This is a genomic window from Limnohabitans sp., assembly GCF_034680285.1.
Taxonomy (GTDB): Bacteria; Pseudomonadota; Gammaproteobacteria; order Burkholderiales; family Burkholderiaceae_C; genus Limnohabitans_A.
In genome coordinates, this window is the sequence record NZ_JAXITC010000022.1 from 1 (window position 1) to 20,400 (window position 20,400).

The 20,400-nt window shown below is 56.8% G+C and carries 32 protein-coding genes and 2 pseudogenes; 11 read left to right on the forward strand and 23 right to left on the reverse strand.

The window, feature by feature from the left end:
- From SWE17_RS14935 to SWE17_RS14950, 4 genes and pseudogenes are all read right to left on the reverse strand, one after another.
- Positions 1 to 135: pseudogene (locus SWE17_RS14935) on the reverse strand (F0F1 ATP synthase subunit B); the annotation flags it as partial.
- A gap of 36 nt (positions 136 to 171) precedes the next feature.
- On the reverse strand, positions 172 to 420 hold the full coding sequence (atpE, locus tag SWE17_RS14940) for a F0F1 ATP synthase subunit C (RefSeq protein WP_019426878.1): 249 nt from the start codon (positions 418 to 420) through the stop codon (positions 172 to 174).
- A gap of 56 nt (positions 421 to 476) precedes the next feature.
- On the reverse strand, positions 477 to 1,355 hold the full coding sequence (atpB, locus tag SWE17_RS14945; protein ID WP_100120180.1) for a F0F1 ATP synthase subunit A: 879 nt from the start codon (positions 1,353 to 1,355) through the stop codon (positions 477 to 479).
- 15 nt (positions 1,356 to 1,370) lie between these two features.
- Positions 1,371 to 1,706: an ATP synthase subunit I gene (locus tag SWE17_RS14950; RefSeq protein WP_322993874.1), complete on the reverse strand. Its 336-nt coding sequence runs from the start codon at positions 1,704 to 1,706 to the stop codon at positions 1,371 to 1,373.
- Between SWE17_RS14950 and SWE17_RS14955 the strand changes: the two genes are divergently transcribed.
- The 6 genes from SWE17_RS14955 to yghU are packed head-to-tail and all read left to right on the forward strand — an operon-like array spanning position 1,618 to position 5,484.
- Positions 1,618 to 2,046 carry a hypothetical protein gene (locus SWE17_RS14955; RefSeq protein WP_322993876.1) on the forward strand — a complete coding sequence of 143 codons (429 nt, stop codon included), beginning with the start codon at positions 1,618 to 1,620 and terminating at the stop codon, positions 2,044 to 2,046. The two genes, SWE17_RS14950 and SWE17_RS14955, sit on opposite strands and share 89 nt — an antisense overlap.
- Before the next feature lie 33 nt (positions 2,047 to 2,079).
- A complete protein-coding gene (locus SWE17_RS14960; RefSeq protein WP_322993857.1) occupies positions 2,080 to 2,526 on the forward strand; it encodes a DUF4149 domain-containing protein in 447 nt (148 codons plus the stop codon).
- Positions 2,527 to 2,551: 25 nt separating this feature from the next.
- Positions 2,552 to 2,851 carry a DUF493 family protein gene (locus tag SWE17_RS14965; RefSeq protein ID WP_322993858.1) on the forward strand — a complete coding sequence of 100 codons (300 nt, stop codon included), beginning with the start codon at positions 2,552 to 2,554 and terminating at the stop codon, positions 2,849 to 2,851.
- A 2-nt stretch (positions 2,852 to 2,853) separates the two neighbouring features.
- The gene (gene lipB, locus SWE17_RS14970; protein ID WP_322993859.1) at positions 2,854 to 3,516 is read left to right on the forward strand and encodes a lipoyl(octanoyl) transferase LipB; all 663 of its coding nucleotides are present in this window, start codon (positions 2,854 to 2,856) and stop codon (positions 3,514 to 3,516) included.
- 43 nt (positions 3,517 to 3,559) lie between these two features.
- Entirely contained in the window at positions 3,560 to 4,570 is a 1,011-nt protein-coding gene (gene lipA / locus SWE17_RS14975) for a lipoyl synthase (protein ID WP_322993860.1), read from the forward strand.
- Between the two features lie 41 nt (positions 4,571 to 4,611).
- Positions 4,612 to 5,484 carry a glutathione-dependent disulfide-bond oxidoreductase gene (gene yghU, locus SWE17_RS14980; protein WP_322993861.1) on the forward strand — a complete coding sequence of 291 codons (873 nt, stop codon included), beginning with the start codon at positions 4,612 to 4,614 and terminating at the stop codon, positions 5,482 to 5,484.
- A gap of 22 nt (positions 5,485 to 5,506) precedes the next feature.
- Here the strand turns inward: yghU and ptsP are convergent, their stop codons facing one another.
- The 5 genes from ptsP to SWE17_RS15005 are packed head-to-tail and all read right to left on the reverse strand — an operon-like array spanning position 5,507 to position 9,753.
- The gene (gene ptsP / locus SWE17_RS14985) at positions 5,507 to 7,255 is read right to left on the reverse strand and encodes a phosphoenolpyruvate--protein phosphotransferase (RefSeq protein WP_322993862.1); all 1,749 of its coding nucleotides are present in this window, start codon (positions 7,253 to 7,255) and stop codon (positions 5,507 to 5,509) included.
- 3 nt (positions 7,256 to 7,258) lie between these two features.
- The gene (locus SWE17_RS14990) at positions 7,259 to 7,528 is read right to left on the reverse strand and encodes an HPr family phosphocarrier protein (RefSeq protein WP_100120195.1); all 270 of its coding nucleotides are present in this window, start codon (positions 7,526 to 7,528) and stop codon (positions 7,259 to 7,261) included.
- On the reverse strand, positions 7,497 to 7,940 hold the full coding sequence (locus SWE17_RS14995) for a PTS fructose transporter subunit IIA (RefSeq protein ID WP_322993863.1): 444 nt from the start codon (positions 7,938 to 7,940) through the stop codon (positions 7,497 to 7,499). Before SWE17_RS14995 ends, SWE17_RS14990 begins: the two co-directional genes overlap by 32 nt.
- 11 nt (positions 7,941 to 7,951) lie before the next feature.
- Positions 7,952 to 9,211, reverse strand: a complete 1,260-nt coding sequence (locus tag SWE17_RS15000; RefSeq protein WP_322993864.1) for an MFS transporter — start codon at positions 9,209 to 9,211, stop codon at positions 7,952 to 7,954.
- Positions 9,208 to 9,753: a hypothetical protein gene (locus SWE17_RS15005; RefSeq protein ID WP_322993865.1), complete on the reverse strand. Its 546-nt coding sequence runs from the start codon at positions 9,751 to 9,753 to the stop codon at positions 9,208 to 9,210. Before SWE17_RS15005 ends, SWE17_RS15000 begins: the two co-directional genes overlap by 4 nt.
- Positions 9,754 to 9,806: 53 nt before the next feature.
- Between SWE17_RS15005 and SWE17_RS15010 the strand changes: the two genes are divergently transcribed.
- The 3 genes from SWE17_RS15010 to SWE17_RS15020 all read left to right on the forward strand — a co-directional run bounded on the left by SWE17_RS15010 (position 9,807) and on the right by SWE17_RS15020 (position 12,344).
- Entirely contained in the window at positions 9,807 to 11,051 is a 1,245-nt protein-coding gene (locus SWE17_RS15010) for a CaiB/BaiF CoA-transferase family protein (RefSeq protein ID WP_322993866.1), read from the forward strand.
- The gene (locus SWE17_RS15015) at positions 11,051 to 11,779 is read left to right on the forward strand and encodes an alpha/beta hydrolase (protein ID WP_322993867.1); all 729 of its coding nucleotides are present in this window, start codon (positions 11,051 to 11,053) and stop codon (positions 11,777 to 11,779) included. The genes SWE17_RS15010 and SWE17_RS15015 overlap by 1 nt, the downstream gene beginning before the upstream one ends.
- 94 nt (positions 11,780 to 11,873) lie before the next feature.
- Entirely contained in the window at positions 11,874 to 12,344 is a 471-nt protein-coding gene (locus SWE17_RS15020; RefSeq protein WP_322993875.1) for a TlpA disulfide reductase family protein, read from the forward strand.
- A 54-nt stretch (positions 12,345 to 12,398) separates the two neighbouring features.
- Here the strand turns inward: SWE17_RS15020 and SWE17_RS15025 are convergent, their stop codons facing one another.
- Positions 12,399 to 12,851 carry a cytochrome c gene (locus SWE17_RS15025; protein ID WP_322993868.1) on the reverse strand — a complete coding sequence of 151 codons (453 nt, stop codon included), beginning with the start codon at positions 12,849 to 12,851 and terminating at the stop codon, positions 12,399 to 12,401.
- 91 nt (positions 12,852 to 12,942) lie between these two features.
- Between SWE17_RS15025 and SWE17_RS15030 the strand changes: the two genes are divergently transcribed.
- On the forward strand, positions 12,943 to 13,605 hold the full coding sequence (locus SWE17_RS15030; protein ID WP_322993869.1) for a cytochrome b/b6 domain-containing protein: 663 nt from the start codon (positions 12,943 to 12,945) through the stop codon (positions 13,603 to 13,605).
- A 39-nt stretch (positions 13,606 to 13,644) separates the two neighbouring features.
- Positions 13,645 to 14,142, forward strand: a complete 498-nt coding sequence (locus SWE17_RS15035; RefSeq protein ID WP_322993870.1) for a GNAT family N-acetyltransferase — start codon at positions 13,645 to 13,647, stop codon at positions 14,140 to 14,142.
- A 68-nt stretch (positions 14,143 to 14,210) separates the two neighbouring features.
- Here the strand turns inward: SWE17_RS15035 and SWE17_RS15040 are convergent, their stop codons facing one another.
- The 13 genes and pseudogenes from SWE17_RS15040 to SWE17_RS15100 all read right to left on the reverse strand — a co-directional run.
- Positions 14,211 to 14,717 (reverse strand): peroxiredoxin, encoded by a 507-nt coding sequence (locus SWE17_RS15040; RefSeq protein ID WP_322993871.1) that lies wholly within the window; start codon positions 14,715 to 14,717, stop codon positions 14,211 to 14,213.
- 104 nt (positions 14,718 to 14,821) lie between these two features.
- Entirely contained in the window at positions 14,822 to 15,091 is a 270-nt protein-coding gene (gene rpsQ, locus SWE17_RS15045) for a 30S ribosomal protein S17 (RefSeq protein WP_100120205.1), read from the reverse strand.
- 9 nt (positions 15,092 to 15,100) lie between these two features.
- Positions 15,101 to 15,295, reverse strand: coding sequence for a 50S ribosomal protein L29 (rpmC, locus tag SWE17_RS15050; protein WP_090044301.1), 195 nt, complete (start codon positions 15,293 to 15,295; stop codon positions 15,101 to 15,103).
- A 17-nt stretch (positions 15,296 to 15,312) separates the two neighbouring features.
- A complete protein-coding gene (gene rplP, locus SWE17_RS15055) occupies positions 15,313 to 15,729 on the reverse strand; it encodes a 50S ribosomal protein L16 (protein WP_019426900.1) in 417 nt (138 codons plus the stop codon).
- 11 nt (positions 15,730 to 15,740) lie between these two features.
- The gene (rpsC, locus tag SWE17_RS15060) at positions 15,741 to 16,619 is read right to left on the reverse strand and encodes a 30S ribosomal protein S3 (protein WP_100120206.1); all 879 of its coding nucleotides are present in this window, start codon (positions 16,617 to 16,619) and stop codon (positions 15,741 to 15,743) included.
- 14 nt (positions 16,620 to 16,633) lie between these two features.
- The gene (gene rplV / locus SWE17_RS15065; protein ID WP_019426902.1) at positions 16,634 to 16,963 is read right to left on the reverse strand and encodes a 50S ribosomal protein L22; all 330 of its coding nucleotides are present in this window, start codon (positions 16,961 to 16,963) and stop codon (positions 16,634 to 16,636) included.
- Positions 16,964 to 16,972: 9 nt separating this feature from the next.
- Entirely contained in the window at positions 16,973 to 17,251 is a 279-nt protein-coding gene (gene rpsS / locus SWE17_RS15070; protein ID WP_007847809.1) for a 30S ribosomal protein S19, read from the reverse strand.
- A gap of 10 nt (positions 17,252 to 17,261) precedes the next feature.
- Positions 17,262 to 18,086, reverse strand: a complete 825-nt coding sequence (rplB, locus tag SWE17_RS15075; protein ID WP_100120207.1) for a 50S ribosomal protein L2 — start codon at positions 18,084 to 18,086, stop codon at positions 17,262 to 17,264.
- Positions 18,087 to 18,088: 2 nt separating this feature from the next.
- A complete protein-coding gene (gene rplW, locus SWE17_RS15080) occupies positions 18,089 to 18,403 on the reverse strand; it encodes a 50S ribosomal protein L23 (RefSeq protein WP_053172819.1) in 315 nt (104 codons plus the stop codon).
- Positions 18,400 to 19,020, reverse strand: coding sequence for a 50S ribosomal protein L4 (gene rplD / locus SWE17_RS15085; RefSeq protein WP_322993872.1), 621 nt, complete (start codon positions 19,018 to 19,020; stop codon positions 18,400 to 18,402). Before rplD ends, rplW begins: the two co-directional genes overlap by 4 nt.
- The gene (gene rplC / locus SWE17_RS15090; protein WP_322993873.1) at positions 19,020 to 19,685 is read right to left on the reverse strand and encodes a 50S ribosomal protein L3; all 666 of its coding nucleotides are present in this window, start codon (positions 19,683 to 19,685) and stop codon (positions 19,020 to 19,022) included. Before rplC ends, rplD begins: the two co-directional genes overlap by 1 nt.
- 180 nt (positions 19,686 to 19,865) lie before the next feature.
- Positions 19,866 to 20,180, reverse strand: coding sequence for a 30S ribosomal protein S10 (gene rpsJ / locus SWE17_RS15095; RefSeq protein WP_019426908.1), 315 nt, complete (start codon positions 20,178 to 20,180; stop codon positions 19,866 to 19,868).
- Between the two features lie 75 nt (positions 20,181 to 20,255).
- Positions 20,256 to 20,400, reverse strand: a pseudogene (locus tag SWE17_RS15100) (elongation factor Tu); the annotation flags it as partial.

The window sequence follows — 20,400 nt, forward strand, 5'->3', positions numbered from 1 at the left end:
AGCGAGGCCGTCAGCGATTTTCTGTGCCCGTTCGTCGAGCGCTTTTGTGATCGGGGGCCACACGAATTTCATCGTGAACCACACCAGAATCGCAAAAACGATCATCTGAATGAACAGAGTAGCGTTAATGTTCACGGTTCAATCCTTCTTCTGTTGGAAGAGGTACGTGGATTACTTCAAAACGAAGGGGTTGGCGAAGGCGAACAGCAAAGCAATGGCCACGCCGATCAAGAACGCAGCGTCGATCAAACCAGCCAGCAGAAACATTTTGGTTTGCAACTCGTTCATCAATTCAGGCTGACGTGCGCCGGATTCGAGGAATTTGCCACCCATCATGCCGATGCCGATAGAAGCGCCCAAAGCACCCAAACCAACGATCAAACCACAAGCCAATGCCACCAGGCCGAGAATGTTTTCCATGAGAAGCTCCTAAAGTGAGTGGAAAAAGAAAGAAAAAAACAAAGGGAAAATTGTCATCAATGCGCGTCGTGCGCTTGGCCCGTGTAGACCAGCGTCAACATCATAAAGATGAAAGCTTGCAAGGTGATGACCAAGATGTGGAACAAGGTCCACACGGTACCGCCGAGGATGTGACCAATGGCCAAACCCACGCCAGTTGCTGACAATGCCCAGCCGCCGCCCATCAGGGCAATCAACATGAACACCAACTCACCCGCAAACATGTTGCCAAACAGTCGCATGCCATGCGACACGGTCTTGGCCAAATATTCAATCATCTGCATCAAGAAATTGATCGGGTACAGCGCCCAATGGTCTCCAAATGGGGCCGAAATGAGCTCATGCACCCAACCGCCGAGCCCTTTGATTTTGATGTTGTAAAACAAGCAAATCAGCAACACGGAACACGACAATCCCAAGGTTGAAGACAAGTCAGCGGTGGGAACCACGCGCATGTAATCTTTGAAGCCCAAAGCCGGACCCGCTGCATGCCAAACGCCTGGGAGCAAATCCACAGGCAACATGTCCATGGCGTTCATCAGGAAAATCCAAACGAACACTGTCAGCGCCAAAGGTGAAATCAATTTACGGCTGTTGGCGTTATGAATCACGCCTTTGGCTTGGTTCTCAACCATTTCGGAAAGCAACTCAACCGCCGCTTGGAAGCGCCCTGGCACACCCGATGTGGCTTTGCGAGCGGCCGACCACAAGAGAAAACAGCCAACAACGCCCAACAGCACCGACAACACCACCGAGTCGAGGTTGAACAAACTGAAATCGACGATGCTCGTTTGCTTGACGCCTTCAAATGAGAAGTTCATTTGCAGATGTTGCAAGTGATGCTGGATGTACTCTCCAGCCGTTGGGGCATGCGCGCCAGCGTTTTCAGCAGACATAAATCACCAATCAGTTCAATAAAAGGTCGGCTTCGATTTCCGTTGCATCCAGCCCAGCGCCATGGCCAGCCAGTACACCTTAATCGTCACCACAAAGCTGGCCACCAAAGCAAGCCAGCTCAAATCAGATACCACTTTAGGCGCCACCAAAAGCAACGCCACGGTCAAGATAATTTTGACCAACTCCCAAGTGAACAAACCCACCAGCGCAACTTTAGGCTGAGCAACTCGCATTTGTCGGCTCAAAGCCCTGACAAACACCATGGCAGGTATCACCACCGCCACCACACCCCAAGCCACAGAAGCAGCCAATCGCCGCTCATCCGTCAACAGCCATGTCAGCAAAACCATCAAGCCACCTACACCAGCCTGCAACCCAACAATGCGCCAAGGCATCAATGCAGGATTTCTCAGCCGCCAAGCTTTCGCCTCATCAGCTGTCAGGGGCTTGAATTCAGGCTCCGCGACACCATCTGCATCACTTGCTTTCACTTTGTCTGGGACCGGTTGGGAATTTGAGTCGATCTCAGTCATCTCAATGGGCGCCCAAGTTGAAAGTGCGTCAAATGTTGCAAAGCCTCGGATTCTATACGTAAAAACCCGTGCTTTCCATTTTTTTGGCTCTTATGCTCGCAAGTTGCAAAGTTTGCGTGCATTCTCTGATGCCTTCACAAATTTCTTGTGTCTTTAAATTTTCAGACCCCACCACCTTGAGGTCATCTGTATGTACGAATGGTTTAAATTTTTGCACTTAGGCGCAGGCATCGTCTGGCTGGGCGGTATGGCGCTGGTGATTTTGGCACTGCGTCCAGTGGCCATCCAGCGACTGCCACCGCCAGAGCGTCTGGCCTTGATGTCCGGTGTCTTGTCCCGGTTTTTTGTCATGGTCTGGATCTCCATCGCCCTGATATTGATGACGGGTTTTTGGATGCTGTCCTTGACCGACATGAAGCTGGCTCCCCGAGGCTGGCACGCCATGTCGGGTCTGGGTGTCTTGATGTGCCTTATTTTTGGGCACATTTGGTTTGTGCCGTTTCGTCGCCTGAAAGCGGCCGTGGCATCTGAGGACTGGCCCGCAGCGGGCAAATCCTTGGGCCAAATCCATCCTCTGGTGCTGACCAATTTCACGCTGGGCTGGGCAGCGGTCTTGGCAGTCGTCGTCTGGCGTTAAGCTTGCAGACCCAACGGAATCATTCATGAGCGCATCCATCCAACCTCCCGCTGGCATCGACCCGCGCAAAGACACCCTGATCGAATACCCATCGGTCTTTCCTATCAAAGTCATGGGCGCCATGGTCGACGGCTTTGCCGAAGCCATGTGCCAGGTTGCCCTTCAATTTGACCCCGGTTTTGATGCACGCACCATCGAATTGCGCCCCAGCAAGGGCGGCAACTACCTGGGCGTGACGCTCAGCATCACGGCGACCAGCCGCGAACAACTCGACGACCTTTACCGCGCCCTGACCTCGCACCCCATGGTCAAAATCGTGCTTTGAACATGGACATCCGGCTTCTTGGGCAAGTGGACTACTTGCCAATCTACGAAGCCATGCAGGCCTTCACAGCCGCGCGCACGCCTGAGACGCCCAATGAACTTTGGGTCTGCGAACACCCGCCTGTGTTCACCCAAGGGCTGGCGGGGCTAGCCTCGCACCTCTTGATGCCCGGCGACATTCCGGTGGTTCAAACCAACCGGGGTGGGCAAGTCACGTTTCATGGCCCCGGCCAAGTCATGGCTTACCCCTTGGTCAACCTGCAACGCGCCGGGTACTACGTCAAGGAATACGTCTTCAAGCTGGAAGAATCGGTCATCCGCACCCTGGCGCACTTCGGCGTCACAGGCCACCGGGTGGCTGGGGCTCCAGGCATCTATGTGCGCCTCGACGACCCTTTCAGCCACGCAGCCCTGGTGGGCCCAGCCTCAGCCCATGACCCCTTCAAGGGCCTGGGCAAGATCAGCGCCTTGGGCATCAAAGTCAGCCGCCACTGCACCTACCACGGCGCGGCCCTGAACGTGGCCATGGACCTTCAACCCTTTGAGCGTATCAACCCCTGTGGTTATGCCGGCCTGAAAACCGTGGACCTTTTTACAATCGGTGTTGAAACCACCTGGGACGATGCTGCCCGTGTGCTGGCTGGCCAACTCGCCGCCCGCCTGTGAAACGCCCCCTGACCTGCCGCCAAACGGCGACCGAAAGAATCCGATGAGCAATACCCCGACCGAACGCCAAGTGGTTCGCGAAGCGCAAAGCGTTGAAAACTACGACCCCATGGCCAAGCAAAAGGCTGCCGCCAAACTCTCGCGCATTCCGGTCAAGGTCGAGCAGGCCGAGGTGCTCAAAAAGCCCGAATGGATCCGCGTCAAGGCGGGATCTCCCACCACCCGCTTTTACGAAATCAAGGACGTTCTGCGCGCCAACAAACTGGTCACCGTGTGCGAAGAAGCCAGCTGCCCCAACATCGGTGAATGTTTCGGCAAGGGCACGGCCACCTTCATGATCATGGGCGACAAATGCACACGCCGCTGCCCATTTTGCGACGTGGGCCACGGTCGCCCCGACCCGCTGGATGTGAACGAGCCCGACAACCTGGCCAAGACCATTGCGCAGCTCAAGCTGCAATACGTGGTCATCACCAGCGTGGACCGTGATGACCTGCGCGACGGTGGTGCGGGCCACTTTGTGGAATGCATCCGCAAAACCCGTGAGCTCTCGCCCACCACCCAGATCGAAGTGTTGGTGCCCGACTTCCGGGGGCGTGACGACCGCGCCCTCGAGATCCTGAAGGCCGCACCGCCTGACGTGATGAACCACAACATGGAAACCGTACCGCGCTTGTACAAAGAGGCACGCCCAGGCTCGGACTACCAGTTCTCGCTGAACTTGCTGAAAAAATTCAAAGCGTTGTTCCCGAACGTGCCCACCAAGAGTGGCCTGATGGTCGGCCTGGGCGAGACGGACGAAGAGATACTGGAGGTCATGCGCGACATGCGTGCCCACCACATCGAGATGCTCACCATTGGCCAGTACCTCGCCCCCAGCAACAGCCACCTGCCCGTGCGCCGCTACGTGCACCCCGACACGTTCAAGATGTTCGAGGCCAAAGCCTACGAAATGGGCTTTTCGCATGCGGCGGTGGGTGCCATGGTGCGCAGCAGTTACCACGCAGACCAACAAGCCCACTCGGCGCAAATGAGCTTGGCTGACAAGGCCTGACCCACTTTCCCCCGATCTCACCCACCTGAACCTCCAACAACATGACCGACGCCAGCACTTACACCCCGCCCTCCGTATGGACCTGGAACAAGGCCAGCGGCGGTCGCTTTGCCAACATCAACCGCCCCATCTCTGGCGCAACGCACGATAAAGACCTGCCGCGCGGCAAACACCCGCTGCAGCTTTACTCCTTGGGCACGCCCAATGGCGTGAAAGTCACGGTCATGCTCGAAGAATTGCTGGCTTTGGGGCACACGGGTGCCGAGTACGACGCTTGGCTGATCCGCATCCAAGAAGGCCAACAGTTCAGCAGCGGCTTTGTGAGCGTGAACCCCAACTCCAAAATCCCCGCGCTGCTCGACTGCAGCAGCGAACAGCCCGTTCGCGTGTTCGAGTCGGGCGCGATCTTGCTTTACTTGGCCGAAAAATTTGGCACCTTGGTGCCCACAGATCCGGCAAAACGTGCCGAATGCATGTCATGGCTGTTTTGGCAAATGGGCAGCGCGCCTTATTTGGGCGGTGGCTTTGGCCATTTTTATGCCTATGCGCCGGTCAAAATTGAATACGCCATCGACCGCTTTGCCATGGAGGTCAAACGCGAAATGGACGTGCTCGACAAACGTTTGGCCCAGAGTCAATTCATTGCAGGCGACGACTACACCATCGCCGACATCGCCATCTGGCCTTGGTACGGCGCACTGGCCAAAGGTTTGATGTACGAAGCGGGTGAATTTTTGCAAGTGCAGGAGTACACCCACGTCCAGCGCTGGGCCGAAGAATTGGCGCAACGCCCCGCGGTGAAACGCGGGCGCATGGTGAACCGCGTGATGGGTGCGCCCGAATCGCAGTTGCACGAGCGCCACGACGCCAGCGATTTCGCGACCCGGACTCAAGACAAAATCAAACCGGCTTGACATCAGCCTGATCCAGCTGATGTCAGCGGGTCATGCAACTGGCCGGGTCTTCGCTGTCCAAGACCTGGGCAGCCCACTGCGCCAGCTTGGTGCAATCTGAGCGCAGGATCTGTTGTTTGACCGACAAGATCTGAGAAGGGTGCATGGAAAAGCTGCGCAGCCCCAAGCCCAGCAACAAACGTGTCATGGCCACATCACCCGCCATCTCACCACACACCGACACGCTTTTGCCTTGTCGGTGGCTTTCGGCAATCGTGTCGGCGATCAGACGCAGCACGGCCGGGTGCATCGGGTCGTACAAATGCGCCACCGATTCGTCTGCCCGGTCAATCGCCAAGGTGTACTGAATGAGGTCGTTGGTCCCGATCGACAAAAAGTCAAAGTGCTTGAGGAACAAGCGCAGGGACAAGGCCGCCGCCGGGATTTCGATCATCGCACCCAAACGAACAGGACCGTGGGCTGTGCCCCGACGGTCCAATTCTTGGCGGGCTTGCTCGATCAACGCCACGGTCTGGCGAATTTCGCTGCCATGCGCCAGCATAGGGATCAGCAAATTGACTTGGCCATGGGCTGCGGCCCGCAAAATGGCGCGCAATTGGGTCAAAAACATGGCCGGGTCGGCCAAGCACCAGCGGATGGCACGCAAGCCCAGCGCCGGATTCAAGTGCGAAGCTTCGTGCCGCGTATCGTCCAGCGGCTTGTCGGCCCCCACATCCACAGTTCGGATGGTCACAGGCAGGCCGTTCATACCGTCTACCGCTCGGCGGTAGGCTTGGTATTGCGCCTCTTCATCCGGCAGGTGACCTTGCCGGCCCATGAACAAAAATTCACTGCGAAAGAGCCCCACACCCAAAGCGCCCGCAGTGATGGCCGCTTGCGTGTCTTCGGGCATTTCAATGTTGGCAAGCAACTCGATTTTTTGCCCATCCAACGTGACGGATGGCGTGTGGCGCAATCGGGCCAGGCGTTCACGCTCCAGATCACCCTGGCGCTGCTTGAAACCATAGTCGGCCAAGATGATGGGGGACGGGTCCACAATGACCACGCCCGCATCGCCGTCGATGATGACCCAATCGTCTTGCTTGACCAACTGACTCGCGGTGCGAGCGCCCACCACAGCCGGAATGTCCAAACTGCGCGCCACGATAGCGGTGTGTGAAGTTTTGCCGCCCACATCGGTCACAAAACCTGTGAAGACACTTTGCTTGAACTGCAGCATGTCGGCGGGAGACAAATCGTGGGCCACCAACACCAATGGCACATCGATGTCACCCAGTTGAAGTTCTTGCTGTGGGCGTTGGGGGCGTTTGGCCTGCGCCACCAAGGCTCCTGTGCCCTTCAGGCAATGCAAGACCCGTTCACCCACCTGCTCCATGTCGGCTTTGCGCTCTCGCAAGTAGGGGTCTTCCATCTCCTCAAATTGGCGAACGATGATTTCTAACTGGCTGGTCAGGGCCCATTCAGCGTTGTAGAGGCGTGTTTTGATCCACTGCACAACCCCTGCCGTGAGCTCTTCGTCTTGCAGCAACATGAGGTGCACGTCCAGCAAAGCCGCCAACTCGTGTGGCGCATCTTTGGGCATGTCTTTTTGTAATCGCTGCAGCTCGTCGACCACGGCATCACGGGCCACCCGCAAACGATGGATTTCTGCACCGACTTGGTCTGGACTCACAAAATAATGCGCGACGTCGACCCGGCTGGAGGCCACCAGAACCGCACGGCCAATGGCGATGCCGCGCGCCACCGCCAAGCCATGGATGCTGAAAGTCATGGCTTATTCGCCTTCACCAAATTTGTCGTTGATCAGGGCCAACAAGGCCTGCAGCGCCTCTTCATCGCGTTCGCCTGCCGTGTCCAACACCACTTCGCTGCCCAAGCCCGCAGCCAGCATCATCACGCCCATGATGCTTTTGGCGTTGATGCGGCGCTCACCCTTGCTCAGCCACACCTCACAAGGAAAACTGCCCGCCAGCTTGGTCAATTTGGCCGATGCACGGGCGTGCAAACCCAATTTATTGCTGATGGTCACGGTGGCTTGGGGCATGTCTCTGTCCAGTTTGATTTTGGGGTGCGGTGCTGCCTACAGGCATCACGCCTTGGGTGCCGCCCGCTTGGGCGCGTGCTGCGAGCAGCTCTAGGCTTTCGTGGCGGTAACAGACGCTGCGCAACAACATGGGCAAATTGGCGCCGGCCACCAAACGCGTGTTGTGGCCATTGCCCAGTTGCTGCGCCACATTGCAAGGCGTGGCACCAAACACATCGCTGAGCAGCAGCACGTCATCTGTACCCAAAGCGGTCATGGCTTCTCGGGCCAGGGTCAGACTGTCCTCGGGGGCGTCATCCGGCAAAACATCCAGTGCACGGACACCTTCAGCGCAATCGGGGAAGACGTGCAAGGCACATTCCCGCAAGGCAGTGGCCAAAGGGGCGTGGGCGATGATGAGGATACCGATCATGATGGCTTTGATTATCGGGCCTGCGCCGGCTTTTTAAGCATGAAAAAAACCCAGGAGCATACCGAGCTGAGCCCAAAACAGGCCAGTGCCAACTGATAGGCTTGGGTATTGGCCAAGCCCAAGGCGCGTCCGGCATCGACCAAAAGCCCAATGCCCCATTGCACAACAAAGATGCCTGCAAATATCACCAAGTTGTAGGCAGAGAGCGCACGCCCAGCCAAATGCGAGGGGAATGCCATGCCGACCGCCGGCTGTGCCAATGCCACAAAGGTGCTGGTCGTGCAAAGCAATGCCAAGCCCACAGCCGCCCCCCCACCAATGGCAGGCCCAGCCCAAACGAGTGTGCCAATGACGGCAAAACTCAAAGGCAAGCCCCACGCGATCAAGCGCTCCACTGGAATACCTTTGCGGGCCAAGCCGGGCGTGATCAGGCCCCACAACCAAAATGTCACCAGCATGGACAAGTTGATCAGGAAAAGTCCAGAAGCGGCTTCAGAGGCCGTCCACCCAGCCACTTGGGTCATCCAAGGCCCCGCCCACAGTGTCTGAATGGCCACCATGCCGCCGTAGCTGAAAAAGCCCAGCGGCGTCATGCGCCAAAAATACGCACTGCGCCAAATGTCTCGGTAACTGCCATCGTCATCGGCCGGCCTCTGCGCGGCGCCGATTCCAGCCTTCTGCCAAACCGGCACCAACAAGGCAATGAGCAACATGGCGATGGCGATCATCACGCCCAAAATGACAAACAGGGCACGCCAACCCCAAATGGGCATGAGCCACTGAACCGGCAAGGTGGCGGCCAGCATGCCCAAAGAGCCCGTCATCAGCATCCATGAGTTGGTGCGCAGTTGGGTGCTGGCGTCAAACCAGCGACGGTAGCCCGTGAGCGGGGCCATCAAACAGGCGCTCACGCCCATACCGCATAGCACACGCGCCGCCAACAAGCCATGGAAACTGTCCGCCCAAGAAAAGGCCAAGCAACCCAGCACCGCCAAAGTCAAAAAAGCCAAAATGACTTTTTTGGGGCCATGTTGGTCCAGCCAACGCCCCAAAGGCAATTGCGTGAGCGAGAAGCCCAAAAAGTAGCCCCCCGCCAACAGCCCCAAATCTTGAGCACTCAGGTTGAATTCGGTGGTCAATGTGGGTGACAAGGTGGCAGTGATGGCCCGCACCAAGGCTGAAAAAAAGTAGGCCAGCGCAAAGGCCAAGAACACCACCACCGCCATGCGGCGCGGCAAATGGTCGGTGCGCGATACATCGGACGTGCTCATGGCTTGATTCCGTCAAACAAAGTGTTGGCCATCTCGGGCTGGATTTTGGGGTCATACACCACGGCATGGACCACGCGAACACGGTCACCTTCTGCCACAGCGCCCCACACAGCGTCCATGCGCACCGGCTCTCCATTGGCACGCAAACCCGGTGCCTGCAAGCGCACAGAAGCGCTCAGGGGCAACTGCCCAGGACGGTGCCAAGCTTGCTGCCCTGAAGCCAAAGGTTGTTGCACTCGGGCGTTGTCCAAGGTGGCTTTTTGCCACCCGAGCAGGACGGTGTTGGCATCGGCTCCAGCAGGCAAAAGCGCCGTCATCACCGCCACCATGGCCGTGCCACTCTCGCAGCCCACCACTTGCAAGTCAACCGGTTGGCCCCCTAGGGGCACGTTGCGCGTGGTTTTGTCAGGCTTGCAAGGCAATTGCGCTTTGAGAGGACTGCCTTCGAGACTGACATCGCGCCAGTTTTGATCAGGGCTGCAGGCGCCTAAAGTCAGAGCGAGTATCAAACTGGCGGGGAGCGCCAAAAAATGGATTTGCATGGGGTGATTATCCTGAACAGCGGCGGCCTCTGGTTTTGGGGACAATGGGGCCCATGAATTCACTCGACGGTATCCGCGTTCTCGATCTCTCCCGTGTCTTGGCGGGCCCATGGTGTACACAGACTTTGGCCGACCTGGGGGCCGATGTCATCAAAATTGAGCGCCCGGGTACGGGCGACGACACCCGCACTTGGGGCCCACCATTTTTGAAAGACGCACAAGGCCAAGACACGGCTGAGGCCGCTTACTACCTTGGCGCCAACCGCAACAAGCGGTCTTTGACCTGCGACATTGCCCAGCCCGATGGCCAAGCCCTGATCCGCAAGTTGGTGCAGCACTGCGATGTGTTTGTCGAAAACTTCAAGGTGGGGGACATGGCCCGCTATGGCCTGGACTACGCGAGCCTGAGCGCCCTGAACCCCAAACTGGTGTACTGCAGCGTGACCGGTTTTGGACAAACCGGCCCCTACCGCGAACGCGCGGGTTATGACTACGCCGTGCAAGGCATTGGCGGCTTGATGAGCGTGACGGGCGAGCGCGACGATTTGGGAGGCGGCCCCCAAAAAGTGGGCGTAGCCGTAGCCGATTTGTTCACGGGCATGTACGCCACGGTGGCGATTTTGGCGGCCTTGCGCCATGCCGAGCGCACTGGCCAAGGCCAACAAGTGGACATGGCCCTGCTCGACACCCAAGTCGCCATGCTCGCCAATTTGGGCTCGAACTACTTGGTGAGCGGCAAAGTGCCGGGCCGCGCTGGCAATGCGCACCAGAACATCGTGCCTTACCAAGTGTTTGAGGTCATGCCCCCCGAAGGCGCTGCGTCGGGCACCCGTGACCACCTGATTTTGGCCGTGGGCAATGACGGGCAGTTTGCCAAATTTTGCGCTGTGGCTGGGCACCCCGAACTGGCCCAAGACCCTCGCTATGCACTCAACACCAACCGAGTCCGCCACCGCGCCGAGTTGGTACCCCAGTTAGAAGCCATCATGGCCACCCGGACCAAAGCCGTATGGCTGAGCGCTTTAGAGGCCGCCAAGGTGCCTTGCGGGGCCATCAACACACTTGGTGAAGTGTTTGCTGATCCGCACATTCAAGAGCGCGGCATGGTGAGCACCTGGTCACACCCGATTCAGACGGACTTGAAACTGGTCTCCAGCCCGATCAAGATGAGCCTGACGCCGGTGCGCCAAGATCTGCCGCCCCCCATGTTGGGCCAACACACGTCTGAGGTCTTAAGTGAGGTTCTGGGGTTGACGCCAGAACAACAAGGCTCCTTGCGTGGCAAAGGGGTGATTTGATGGCCAATTTTCTGCTCGTACATGGTGCGTGGCATGGCGCTTGGTGCTGGCAGCGTGTGCTGCCGGATTTGGTTCAGGCTGGGCATCGCGCCCACGCGATCACCCTGACAGGCGTGGGCGAGCGCGCCCATTTGCTCAGTCCAGCCATTGACCTGGAAACCCACATCCAAGATGTGATGGCCGCCATGGATGCCGAAGAGATGGACGATGTGGTTCTGGTGGTGCACTCTTACGCGGGCATGCTGGGCACCGCCGTCGCTGACCGCCGACCACAACGCCTGAGCCATTTGGTTTACTTGGATGCGGTGCTGCCCAAACCCGGCGAGAGCTGGAGCAGCACACACGCCAGCGCAACGGGTGATGCCCGGATCACAGCCGCGCAGGCCAACCCCTTGCGCGCATTTCCGGCACCAGACCCCGCAGTATTCGGTTTGAGCGATACCGACCATGCATGGGTGGCGAGACGGCAAACACCGCACCCAGGCGGCCCGTACACACAAGTGCTCGATTTTGATCCCCAACGTGTGGCCAGCGTTCCCCGAACTTTCATCAACTGCACCTCGCCCCCTCTTGGAACCATCGATGTCAGTCGACGAAGAATGGTCGATCCACTTTTTTGGAACGGCGCATGGCTGCCGGGCTCAACTGTTGTGGAAATGGCCACAGGTCATGACCCCATGGTCAGTGACCCTGAAGGCCTTTTGAAATGCTTGACGTCATTGGTTTAAGCCTAGGTGGCTTGGCAATGCGATTAGACTTTGACACATGCACCAGCACCACCATTTCTTGTCGAGTCCTCAACGCTTGAGTCGCCGTCTTTGGATGGGCTTCGGCGCGCTCGGTTTGTCCTTGGCCATGATGGGGTGTGCGGGTGAACGTGCACCCGAATCTTCCTTTGTCCTGCTGGACGGCACCACGCTGACTTCCAAACAACTGCAAGGCAAGGTGTCACTGGTCAATTTCTGGGCGACCAGTTGCACCACTTGTGTCGCCGAAATGCCAGAACTGGTGGCCACTCACCAGAAATTCAAAGACCGCGGCTTTGACACGGTGGCAGTGGCCATGAGCTACGACCCACCCAGTTATGTGGTGAATTTCGCTCAAACGCGGCAATTGCCTTTCAAGGTCGCCATCGACAACACCGGTGCTGTCGCCAGAGTGTGGGGAGATATCAAACTGACCCCCACCACCTTTTTGGTCAACAAGCGTGGTGTGATCGTGAAACGGTTTGTAGGGACACCAGACTTTGTCGAGCTTCACCAGTTGATCGACAAACTCTTGACCGAAACCTGATGTGACCTGCATTTTTGGCCCTCGGCGCCGACATCAGCGCCAATGGTTGGTTTCTCAGTCCTTGCGGAAATTGTCGTGACACGCTTTGCAAGAGGCACCCGCCGGGCCAAATGCGGCCTTCAGTGCATCCACATTCCCCGCTTTGGCGGCCGTGTTGAGTTTGGCAATTTCAGCTTGCATCTTGTCTGATGCTTCTTTGTATTTGCCGGCTTCCTTCCAGATTTCTGGTTTAGCGCGGGTTTCGCCTTTGTCGGTGCCCTCGCCGAAGGCAGCCCATGGCAACTTTGCCAATGTGGCAACGATCTCTGCATTCTCGGCTGCAGCCTTGGCATCGTAAGGCGCACGGCCACTCGCCATGGCGCCCAAGCGTCCGAAGTGCGCAGCCATCACGTTGAAGGTGGCTTTGCGGTACTTGACCGCATCTTCTGGTTTGGCAAATTGCGCGTGAGCAGGCATGCTCATCGCCAAAGCCAACAAAGTACCTATCAGACCCATCGTTTGTTTCATGTTTGACTCCCATCATTTGAAACGGTTGAAAAAGATTTATCCTGTGACAGTCTGGCATAAATTGATGAATGCCGCATCGCTGAAAGTGTTTATGTTCACCCTCCGGATCTGGGATTTGCCCACTCGACTGTTTCATTGGGCTTTGGCTGCCTGCGTATTGGGCTTGATCATCACGGGCAAACTGGGTGGCAACGCCATGGTCTGGCACTTCCGTTTCGGTTATGGGGTGCTGGTTCTTTTGTCATTTCGTCTTTTTTGGGGTTTTTGGGGTGGCTTTTGGTCTCGCTGGTCGCAATTGCCCCTTTCCCCTCGCGAAGTTTGGCGCTACCTCAAAGGCCGCACTTCTGAACACGCTTTTCCCGGTCACAACCCTTTGGGCTCTTGGTCCATTTTGGCGATATTGCTTGTATTGGCGTTTCAGGTGAGCACGGGCTTGATCAGTGACGATGAGATTGCCAATGCGGGTCCTTTGACCGCCTTGGTGTCCGGTGGATGGGTGTCATGGGCCACCAGTTGGCACAAACAGTGGGGACAATGGCTGGTGTTTTTCTTGGTGGTATTGCACCTGTTGGCCCTGCTCTGGTATCGATTTCGAAAGCGCCTGTCGTTGGTGCCTGCCATGGTTCATGGTGATAAAACCTTGACGGTGTCTGTCCCTGAATCACAAGACCGAGTGATTCACCGTGTCCTTGCCTTGGTTTTATTGGCCGTGGCTTCATTGGCGGTTTGGGCTTTGTTGTCTTTGGGCACCTGATCGTTCATTACACTGTGGCTTATTTTTAACGCCTTCCCTATGTCTGCCCCATCTCCACATATTCGCATCAGCCACGCCGAAGGCTTGGAGGAGCTCAACCAAACTCGGGCCATTTTTCAAGAGTACGCTGCCACTTTGGCCGTTGATTTGTGTTTTCAAGGTTTTGAGCAGGAGTTGGTGAAGTTGCCGGGGGAATATGCACAGCCCCGTGGTGCTTTGTTGCTCGCTTGGCTGGATGGTGTTTTAGCGGGTTGTTGTGCTCTTCGTCCTCTTGACTCTTCCGATTACGCCAATGCCGCTGAAATGAAGCGTTTATTTGTGCGTCCGTCGGCCCGCGGCCTGGGCTTGGGGCGCTTGCTGACCGAAGCGATTTTGGACGCTGCCCGTGCAGCCGGATACAGCTGTGTTTTGCTGGATACATTGGATGACATGGAATCCGCTCGGGCGCTCTATGAAGACTTGGGCTTTGTTGAGATTCCGCCCTACTATCACAACCCCCATGCCGGAGCGCATTACCTCAAAGTGGACATTGACTGAACACAGCGGCTTGAGCTGATGAATTGAAAAAGGGACCCGCAGGTCCCTTTTTTTCATCTCAGCAAAGTTTAGCCTTTGGCTTGAGCCAACAACGTGGCTGCATCGCTGACTTCAAATTTGCCAGGGCCTTCCACGTTCAAGGTCGCGACCTTGCCATCCTTGACCAACATGGAATAACGGTTGCTGCGCACGCCCATACCGCGGCTGGTCAAGTCCAACGTCAAACCAGTGGCTTTGCTGAAGTCGGCGCTGCCGTCACCCAGCATGCGCACCTTGGCGCCGGTCTTCTGGTCACGTGCCCAAGCGCCCATGACGAAAGCATCGTTCACGCTCACGCACCAGATTTCGTCCACACCAGCCGCCTTCAAGGCATCATGGTTCTCGACATAGCCAGGAACATGCTTGGCTGAGCAAGTGGGTGTGAACGCACCAGGCAATGCGAACAATGCGATGGTTTTGCCTGCTGTGGCTTTGGCAACGTCGACAGGATTGGGGCCAATGCTGCAACCATTGCCCTCCACTTCGACGAATTCCATCAGTGTGGCTGCGGGCAGGGTGTCTCCGACTTTGATCATGTTGTGCTCCAGTTTTTGAATTGGCGAAAAACGCCGAGGTAAAAAAAAACGACCCACCATTGTGGGTCGTTTTTAGAAAGTTTGCAGCAGTCAGGCTTTTGGGCTTAGACGGCAGCTGCTTTCTGAACCAGGCGCGTAGCGACCCAGTTTTTAGTCTTCGAAATCGGACGGCTTTCCGTGATTTCAATGGTGTCACCCAGGTGGTATTGACCTGTTTCGTCGTGTGCGTGGTACTTGCTCGACTTGGCCACGATCTTGCCGTAGAGCGCGTGTTTCACACGACGCTCGACCAGCACGGTCACGGTTTTGGCGCGCTTGTCGCTGACCACCTTGCCAATCAAGGTGCGCTTGAGGGATGTTTTAGCTTCCGTCATGGTCACTCCTTACTTGGCGGCTTGCTTTTGGGCAAGGATGGTTTTGGCACGGGCGATGGAACGGCGAGTCTGGCTCAGCGTACCGGTGTTACCGAGTTGTTGCGTGGCTTTTTGCATACGAAGGCCAAAGTGAGCTTTTTGCAGCGCTTTGATTTCGTCTTTCACACCAGCAACGTCTTTTTGGCGCAATTCAGCAGCGTTCATTTCTTGTTTCTCCTGAATTATTGGCCAATCATGCGGGCCACAAAAGTGGTACGCAAGGGCAACTTGGCAGCGGCCAATTTGAAGGCTTCGCGGGCCAACTCTTCTGGCACGCCTACGATTTCGTAGAGCACCTTTCCGGGTTGGATTTCGGCCACGTAGTACTCGGGGTTACCTTTACCGTTACCCATACGCACTTCAGCAGGCTTGGTGGAGATCGGCTTGTCGGGGAACACACGAATCCAGATGCGACCACCACGTTTGACGTGACGGGAAATCGCACGACGTGCGGCTTCGATCTGACGTGCCGTCAAACGGCCACGGTCTGTGGACTTGAGGCCAAAGTCACCGAACGCCACCGTGTTACCACGGGTAGCGACGCCGGTGTTGCGGCCTTTCTGTTCCTTGCGGAACTTTCTGCGAGCAGGTTGCAGCATGTTGTTACTCCTTATTGACCGTCAGCTGCTGCAGCTGGCGCGGCGACTGTGCGTACGCGCTTAACGGCGGGTTTGGCATCACCACCTGCACCTGCGGGCTTGTCGCTACCGTCAGTGGGGGCTGTGTTGGTGCCAGCGGGGCGACGTGGACCACCACGACGATCACCTGTTGGGCGATCACCAGGACGGGCGTCACGGCGAGGACCACGTGGGCGGCGCTCTTCTTCGGCACGTGGCTCAGCCAGTGCAGGAGCATCGTTGCGACCCAAGGTGTCACCTTTGTAGACCCAGACCTTGACACCGATGATGCCGTAGGTGGTCTTGGCTTCGGAAGTGGCGTAGTCGATGTCAGCGCGCAGGGTGTGCAATGGCACACGGCCTTCGCGATACCACTCGGTACGCGCAATTTCGATACCGTTCAGACGGCCAGCCGACATGATCTTGATGCCTTGGGCACCCAGACGCATGGCGTTTTGCATGGCACGCTTCATGGCGCGGCGGAACATGATCCGCTTTTCGAGCTGCTGGGTGATGCTGTCAGCGATCAATTGGGCATCGATTTCAGGCTTGCGCACTTCTTCGATGTTGACCGCGACGGGCACGCCCAAGCGAGCAGCGAGTTCTTTCTTGAGCAACTCGATGTCTTCGCCTTTTTTACCGATCACCACACCTGGACGAGCCGAGAAGATGGTGATGCGGGCGCTCTTGGCTGGACGCTCGATCAGCACGCGGGAAACCGCGGCGTTCTTGAGCTTAGCCTTGAGGTACTCACGCACCTTGATGTCTTCGGCCAGCATGCCGGCGAAGTCTTTGTTGCTTGCGTACCAGCGGCTGGCCCAGTTACGGCTGACGGCCAAACGGAAGCCGGTAGGATGGATTTTTTGTCCCATGTTTCTTCCCTGGCTTAGTTGCCGACCGTCACATACACATGGCATGTGGGCTTGCTGATACGGTTGCCACGGCCTTTGGCTCGGGCTGTGAAACGCTTGAGCGTGGTGCCTTGTTCGACGTAGATGGTTTTCACCTTCAACTCGTCGATGTCGGCACCGTCGTTGTGTTCAGCGTTGGCGATGGCGGACTCGAGAACCTTCTTGACGATGCCCGCAGCTTTTTTCTGCGTGAATGTCAAGATGTTCAGAGCTTGATCCACTTTTTTACCGCGAATCAAATCGGCGACCAAGCGGCCTTTATCGACCGACAAACGGACGCCCCGGAGGACTGCACGTGTTTCCATGGTCTTTCCTTATTTCTTCTGGACTTTTTTGTCCGCAGGGTGACCCTTGAATGTCCGGGTCAGTGCGAATTCGCCCAATTTGTGGCCAACCATCTGGTCGGTCACATAAACAGGAACGTGTTGCTTGCCGTTGTGAACGGCGATGGTCAGACCGATGAAATCGGGCAGAACCATGGAGCGACGCGACCATGTCTTGACGGGCTTTTTATCTTTGGTAGCGACGGCTTTTTCAACCTTAGCCAACAAATGGTGGTCAACGAATGGACCCTTTTTGAGAGAGCGTGTCATTGTCTAACCCTTACTTCTTGCGACGCGACACGATCATGACCTGTGTGCGCTTGTTGTTACGGGTACGGTAGCCCTTGGTGAGGTTGCCCCACGGGTCTACTGCATGACGGCCTTCGCCGGTACGGCCTTCGCCACCACCGTGCGGGTGATCCACAGGGTTCATGGCCACGCCACGAACTGTTGGGCGGATACCCATCCAACGCTTGACACCGGCCTTGCCCAATTGGCGCAGGCTGTGTTCTTCGTTGGCGACTTCACCGATGGTTGCACGGCACTCGATGTGGATCTTGCGAACTTCACCGGAGCGCATACGCACTTGAGCGTAGATGCCTTCGCGAGCCAGCAAGGTGGCCGAAGCACCTGCCGAACGTGCGATCTGAGCACCAGCACCGGGCTTGAGCTCGATGCAATGGATGGTCGAACCCACGGGGATGTTGCGGATAGGCAGCGTGTTGCCAGCGCGGATTGGCGCTTCTGGACCCGACAACAGCGTGGCACCGGTTTCAATGCCACGTGGGGCAATGATGTAACGGCGCTCGCCATCGGCGTAGCACAGCAAAGCAATGTGCGCAGTACGGTTTGGATCGTACTCAATGCGCTCGACTTTCGCCGGGATCGCATCTTTGTTGCGCTTGAAGTCAACCACGCGGTAGTGGTGCTTGTGACCACCGCCTTTGTGGCGAGTTGTGATGTGACCGTTGTTGTTTCGGCCCGACTTCTGGTGCTGGGGTTCCAGCAACGGAGCGTAGCCTTCACCTTTGTGCAGGTGGTCACGGGTGACCTTCACCACGCCACGGCGGCCTGGGGATGTCGGTTTGATCTTGATGACAGCCATGATTACGCAGCCTCCCCAGACAGGTTCAGCTCTTGACCTGGTTGCAGCGTGACATAAGCCTTGCGAACGTTGTCGCGACGGCCAATGGTCTTGCCAAAACGTTTGGTCTTGCCCTTGGTATTCACCACAGAGACGCCTTTGACCTCGACCTTGAACATCAATTCCACAGCGGCTTTGATTTCAGGCTTGGTAGCGTCCTGCAGCACTTTGAATGTCACAGCGTTGGATTTTTCTGCAACCATGGTGGCCTTTTCGGACACGATGGGGGCAACCAGCACGGACATCAGACGACCTTCGTCAAACTTCACGGCGCTCATGCAAACATCTCCTTGAGTTTGTCCATGGCACCTTTGGTCACGAGGACTTTCTTGAAGTTCACCAAAGACACGGGATCTGCGTAACGTGGCTCAACAATCAGGATGTTGATCAGGTTGCGCGATGCCAAGTACATGTTTTCGTCGACTTCGTCAGCGATCACCAGCACGTTGTCGAGACTCATGGCCTTGAACTTGGCAGCGAGCTGCTTTGTTTTGGGTGTCTCAACCTTGAAGGAATCCACCACAGCCAAACGGCCTTCACGGGCCAGCTGCGAGAAGATCGAAGCCATACCAGCGCGGTACATCTTCTTGTTGATCTTCTGGGTGAAGTTTTCGTCGGGCATGTTCGGGAAAATCCGACCACCGCCACGCCACAAAGGCGAGGAAGTCATACCAGCACGAGCGCGACCAGTGCCTTTCTGTTTGAAAGGCTTCTTGGTGGAGTGGTGAACTTGTTCACGATCCTTTTGAGCGCGTGTGCCTTGACGGGCATTCGCCTGATAAGCCACCACGATTTGGTGGATGAGGGCTTCGTTGTATTCACGACCGAACACAGTCTCAGGCGCATCCACTTTGGAGGCGGCTTGACCTTGGTCGTTCAGGAGTTCGAGCTGCATCAGTTCGCTCCTTTGACTTTGATGGCGGGACGCACGGTCACGAAACCACCCTTGGAGCCAGGAATGGCACCTTTGACCATCAACAGGCCACGGGCTTCGTCAACGCGGATGACGGCGAGGTTCTGCGTGGTGCAAGTCACGTCACCGAGGTGGCCCGACATTTTTTTGCCAGGGAACACGCGGCCAGGATCTTGCGCCATCGAAATCGAACCAGGCACATTGTGCGAACGGCTGTTACCGTGCGATGCGCGCTGCGATTTGAAGTTGTGACGCTTGATCGTGCCGGTGAAGCCTTTACCAATGGAAGTGCCTTGCACGTCCACTTTCTGGCCCACAGCAAACACGGCAGCCACGGGCACAGTGGCGCCAGCGGCGTACTGGGCAGCCGTGTCGGCGGTCACGCGGAATTCTTGAATGATTTCACCGGCTTCAACACCGGCTTTGGCCAAGTGACCAGCGATAGGCTTGGTCACGCGCGATGCCTTGCGGGCACCAAATGTCACTTGCAAAGCGACATAGCCATCGTTCTCTTGGGTTTTGACCTGGGATACACGGTTGTTGGACACATCCAGCACTGTGACAGGAACGGAATCCCCATCATCAGTGAACAGACGCATCATGCCCACCTTGCGACCCAGCAACCCGAGGGAGTTGCTCAGACTCATTGTTTTCTCCAAAACTTTCACCGAGGCCACTTCAATTGGCAGCCCCGTTTGGTGTGTGAAAGACTGTTAATAAATCTCACCCAAAAGAGGTGAGCCTGAAATTATAGCCCGACTTGCCATTTCTGGCAAGTCGGGGCTTATTTCAAGTTTTGGATGGCCTTTCAGCCACCCCGAACTGCATTACTGCAGCTTGATTTCGACGTCCACGCCAGCGGGCAGATCGAGTTTCATCAAGGCATCCACAGTTTTGTCTGTAGGGTCCACGATGTCCATCAAACGCTGGTGCGTACGGATTTCCAACTGGTCACGGCTGGTCTTGTTGACGTGCGGTGAACGCAGGATGTCAAAACGCTTCATGCGTGTTGGCAAAGGCACTGGGCCCTTGACAATCGCGCCGGTACGCTTGGCAGTGTCAACGATTTCGGCAGCGGACTGATCGATCAATTTGTAGTCAAACGCTTTCAGGCGAATGCGGATTTTTTGCTTGGATGACATGTCAATTCCTTGTGGTGAGTGTTTGCTTGCTGCAGCGCAAAGGCCAGGCCTTTGCGCCACCGATCCACAAAAGAATTAAGCGATGATCTTGGCAACAACGCCAGCGCCAACCGTGCGGCCACCTTCGCGAATGGCGAAGCGCAAGCCTTCTTCCATCGCGATGGGGTTGATCAACTTCACAGTGATCGACACGTTGTCACCAGGCATCACCATCTCTTTG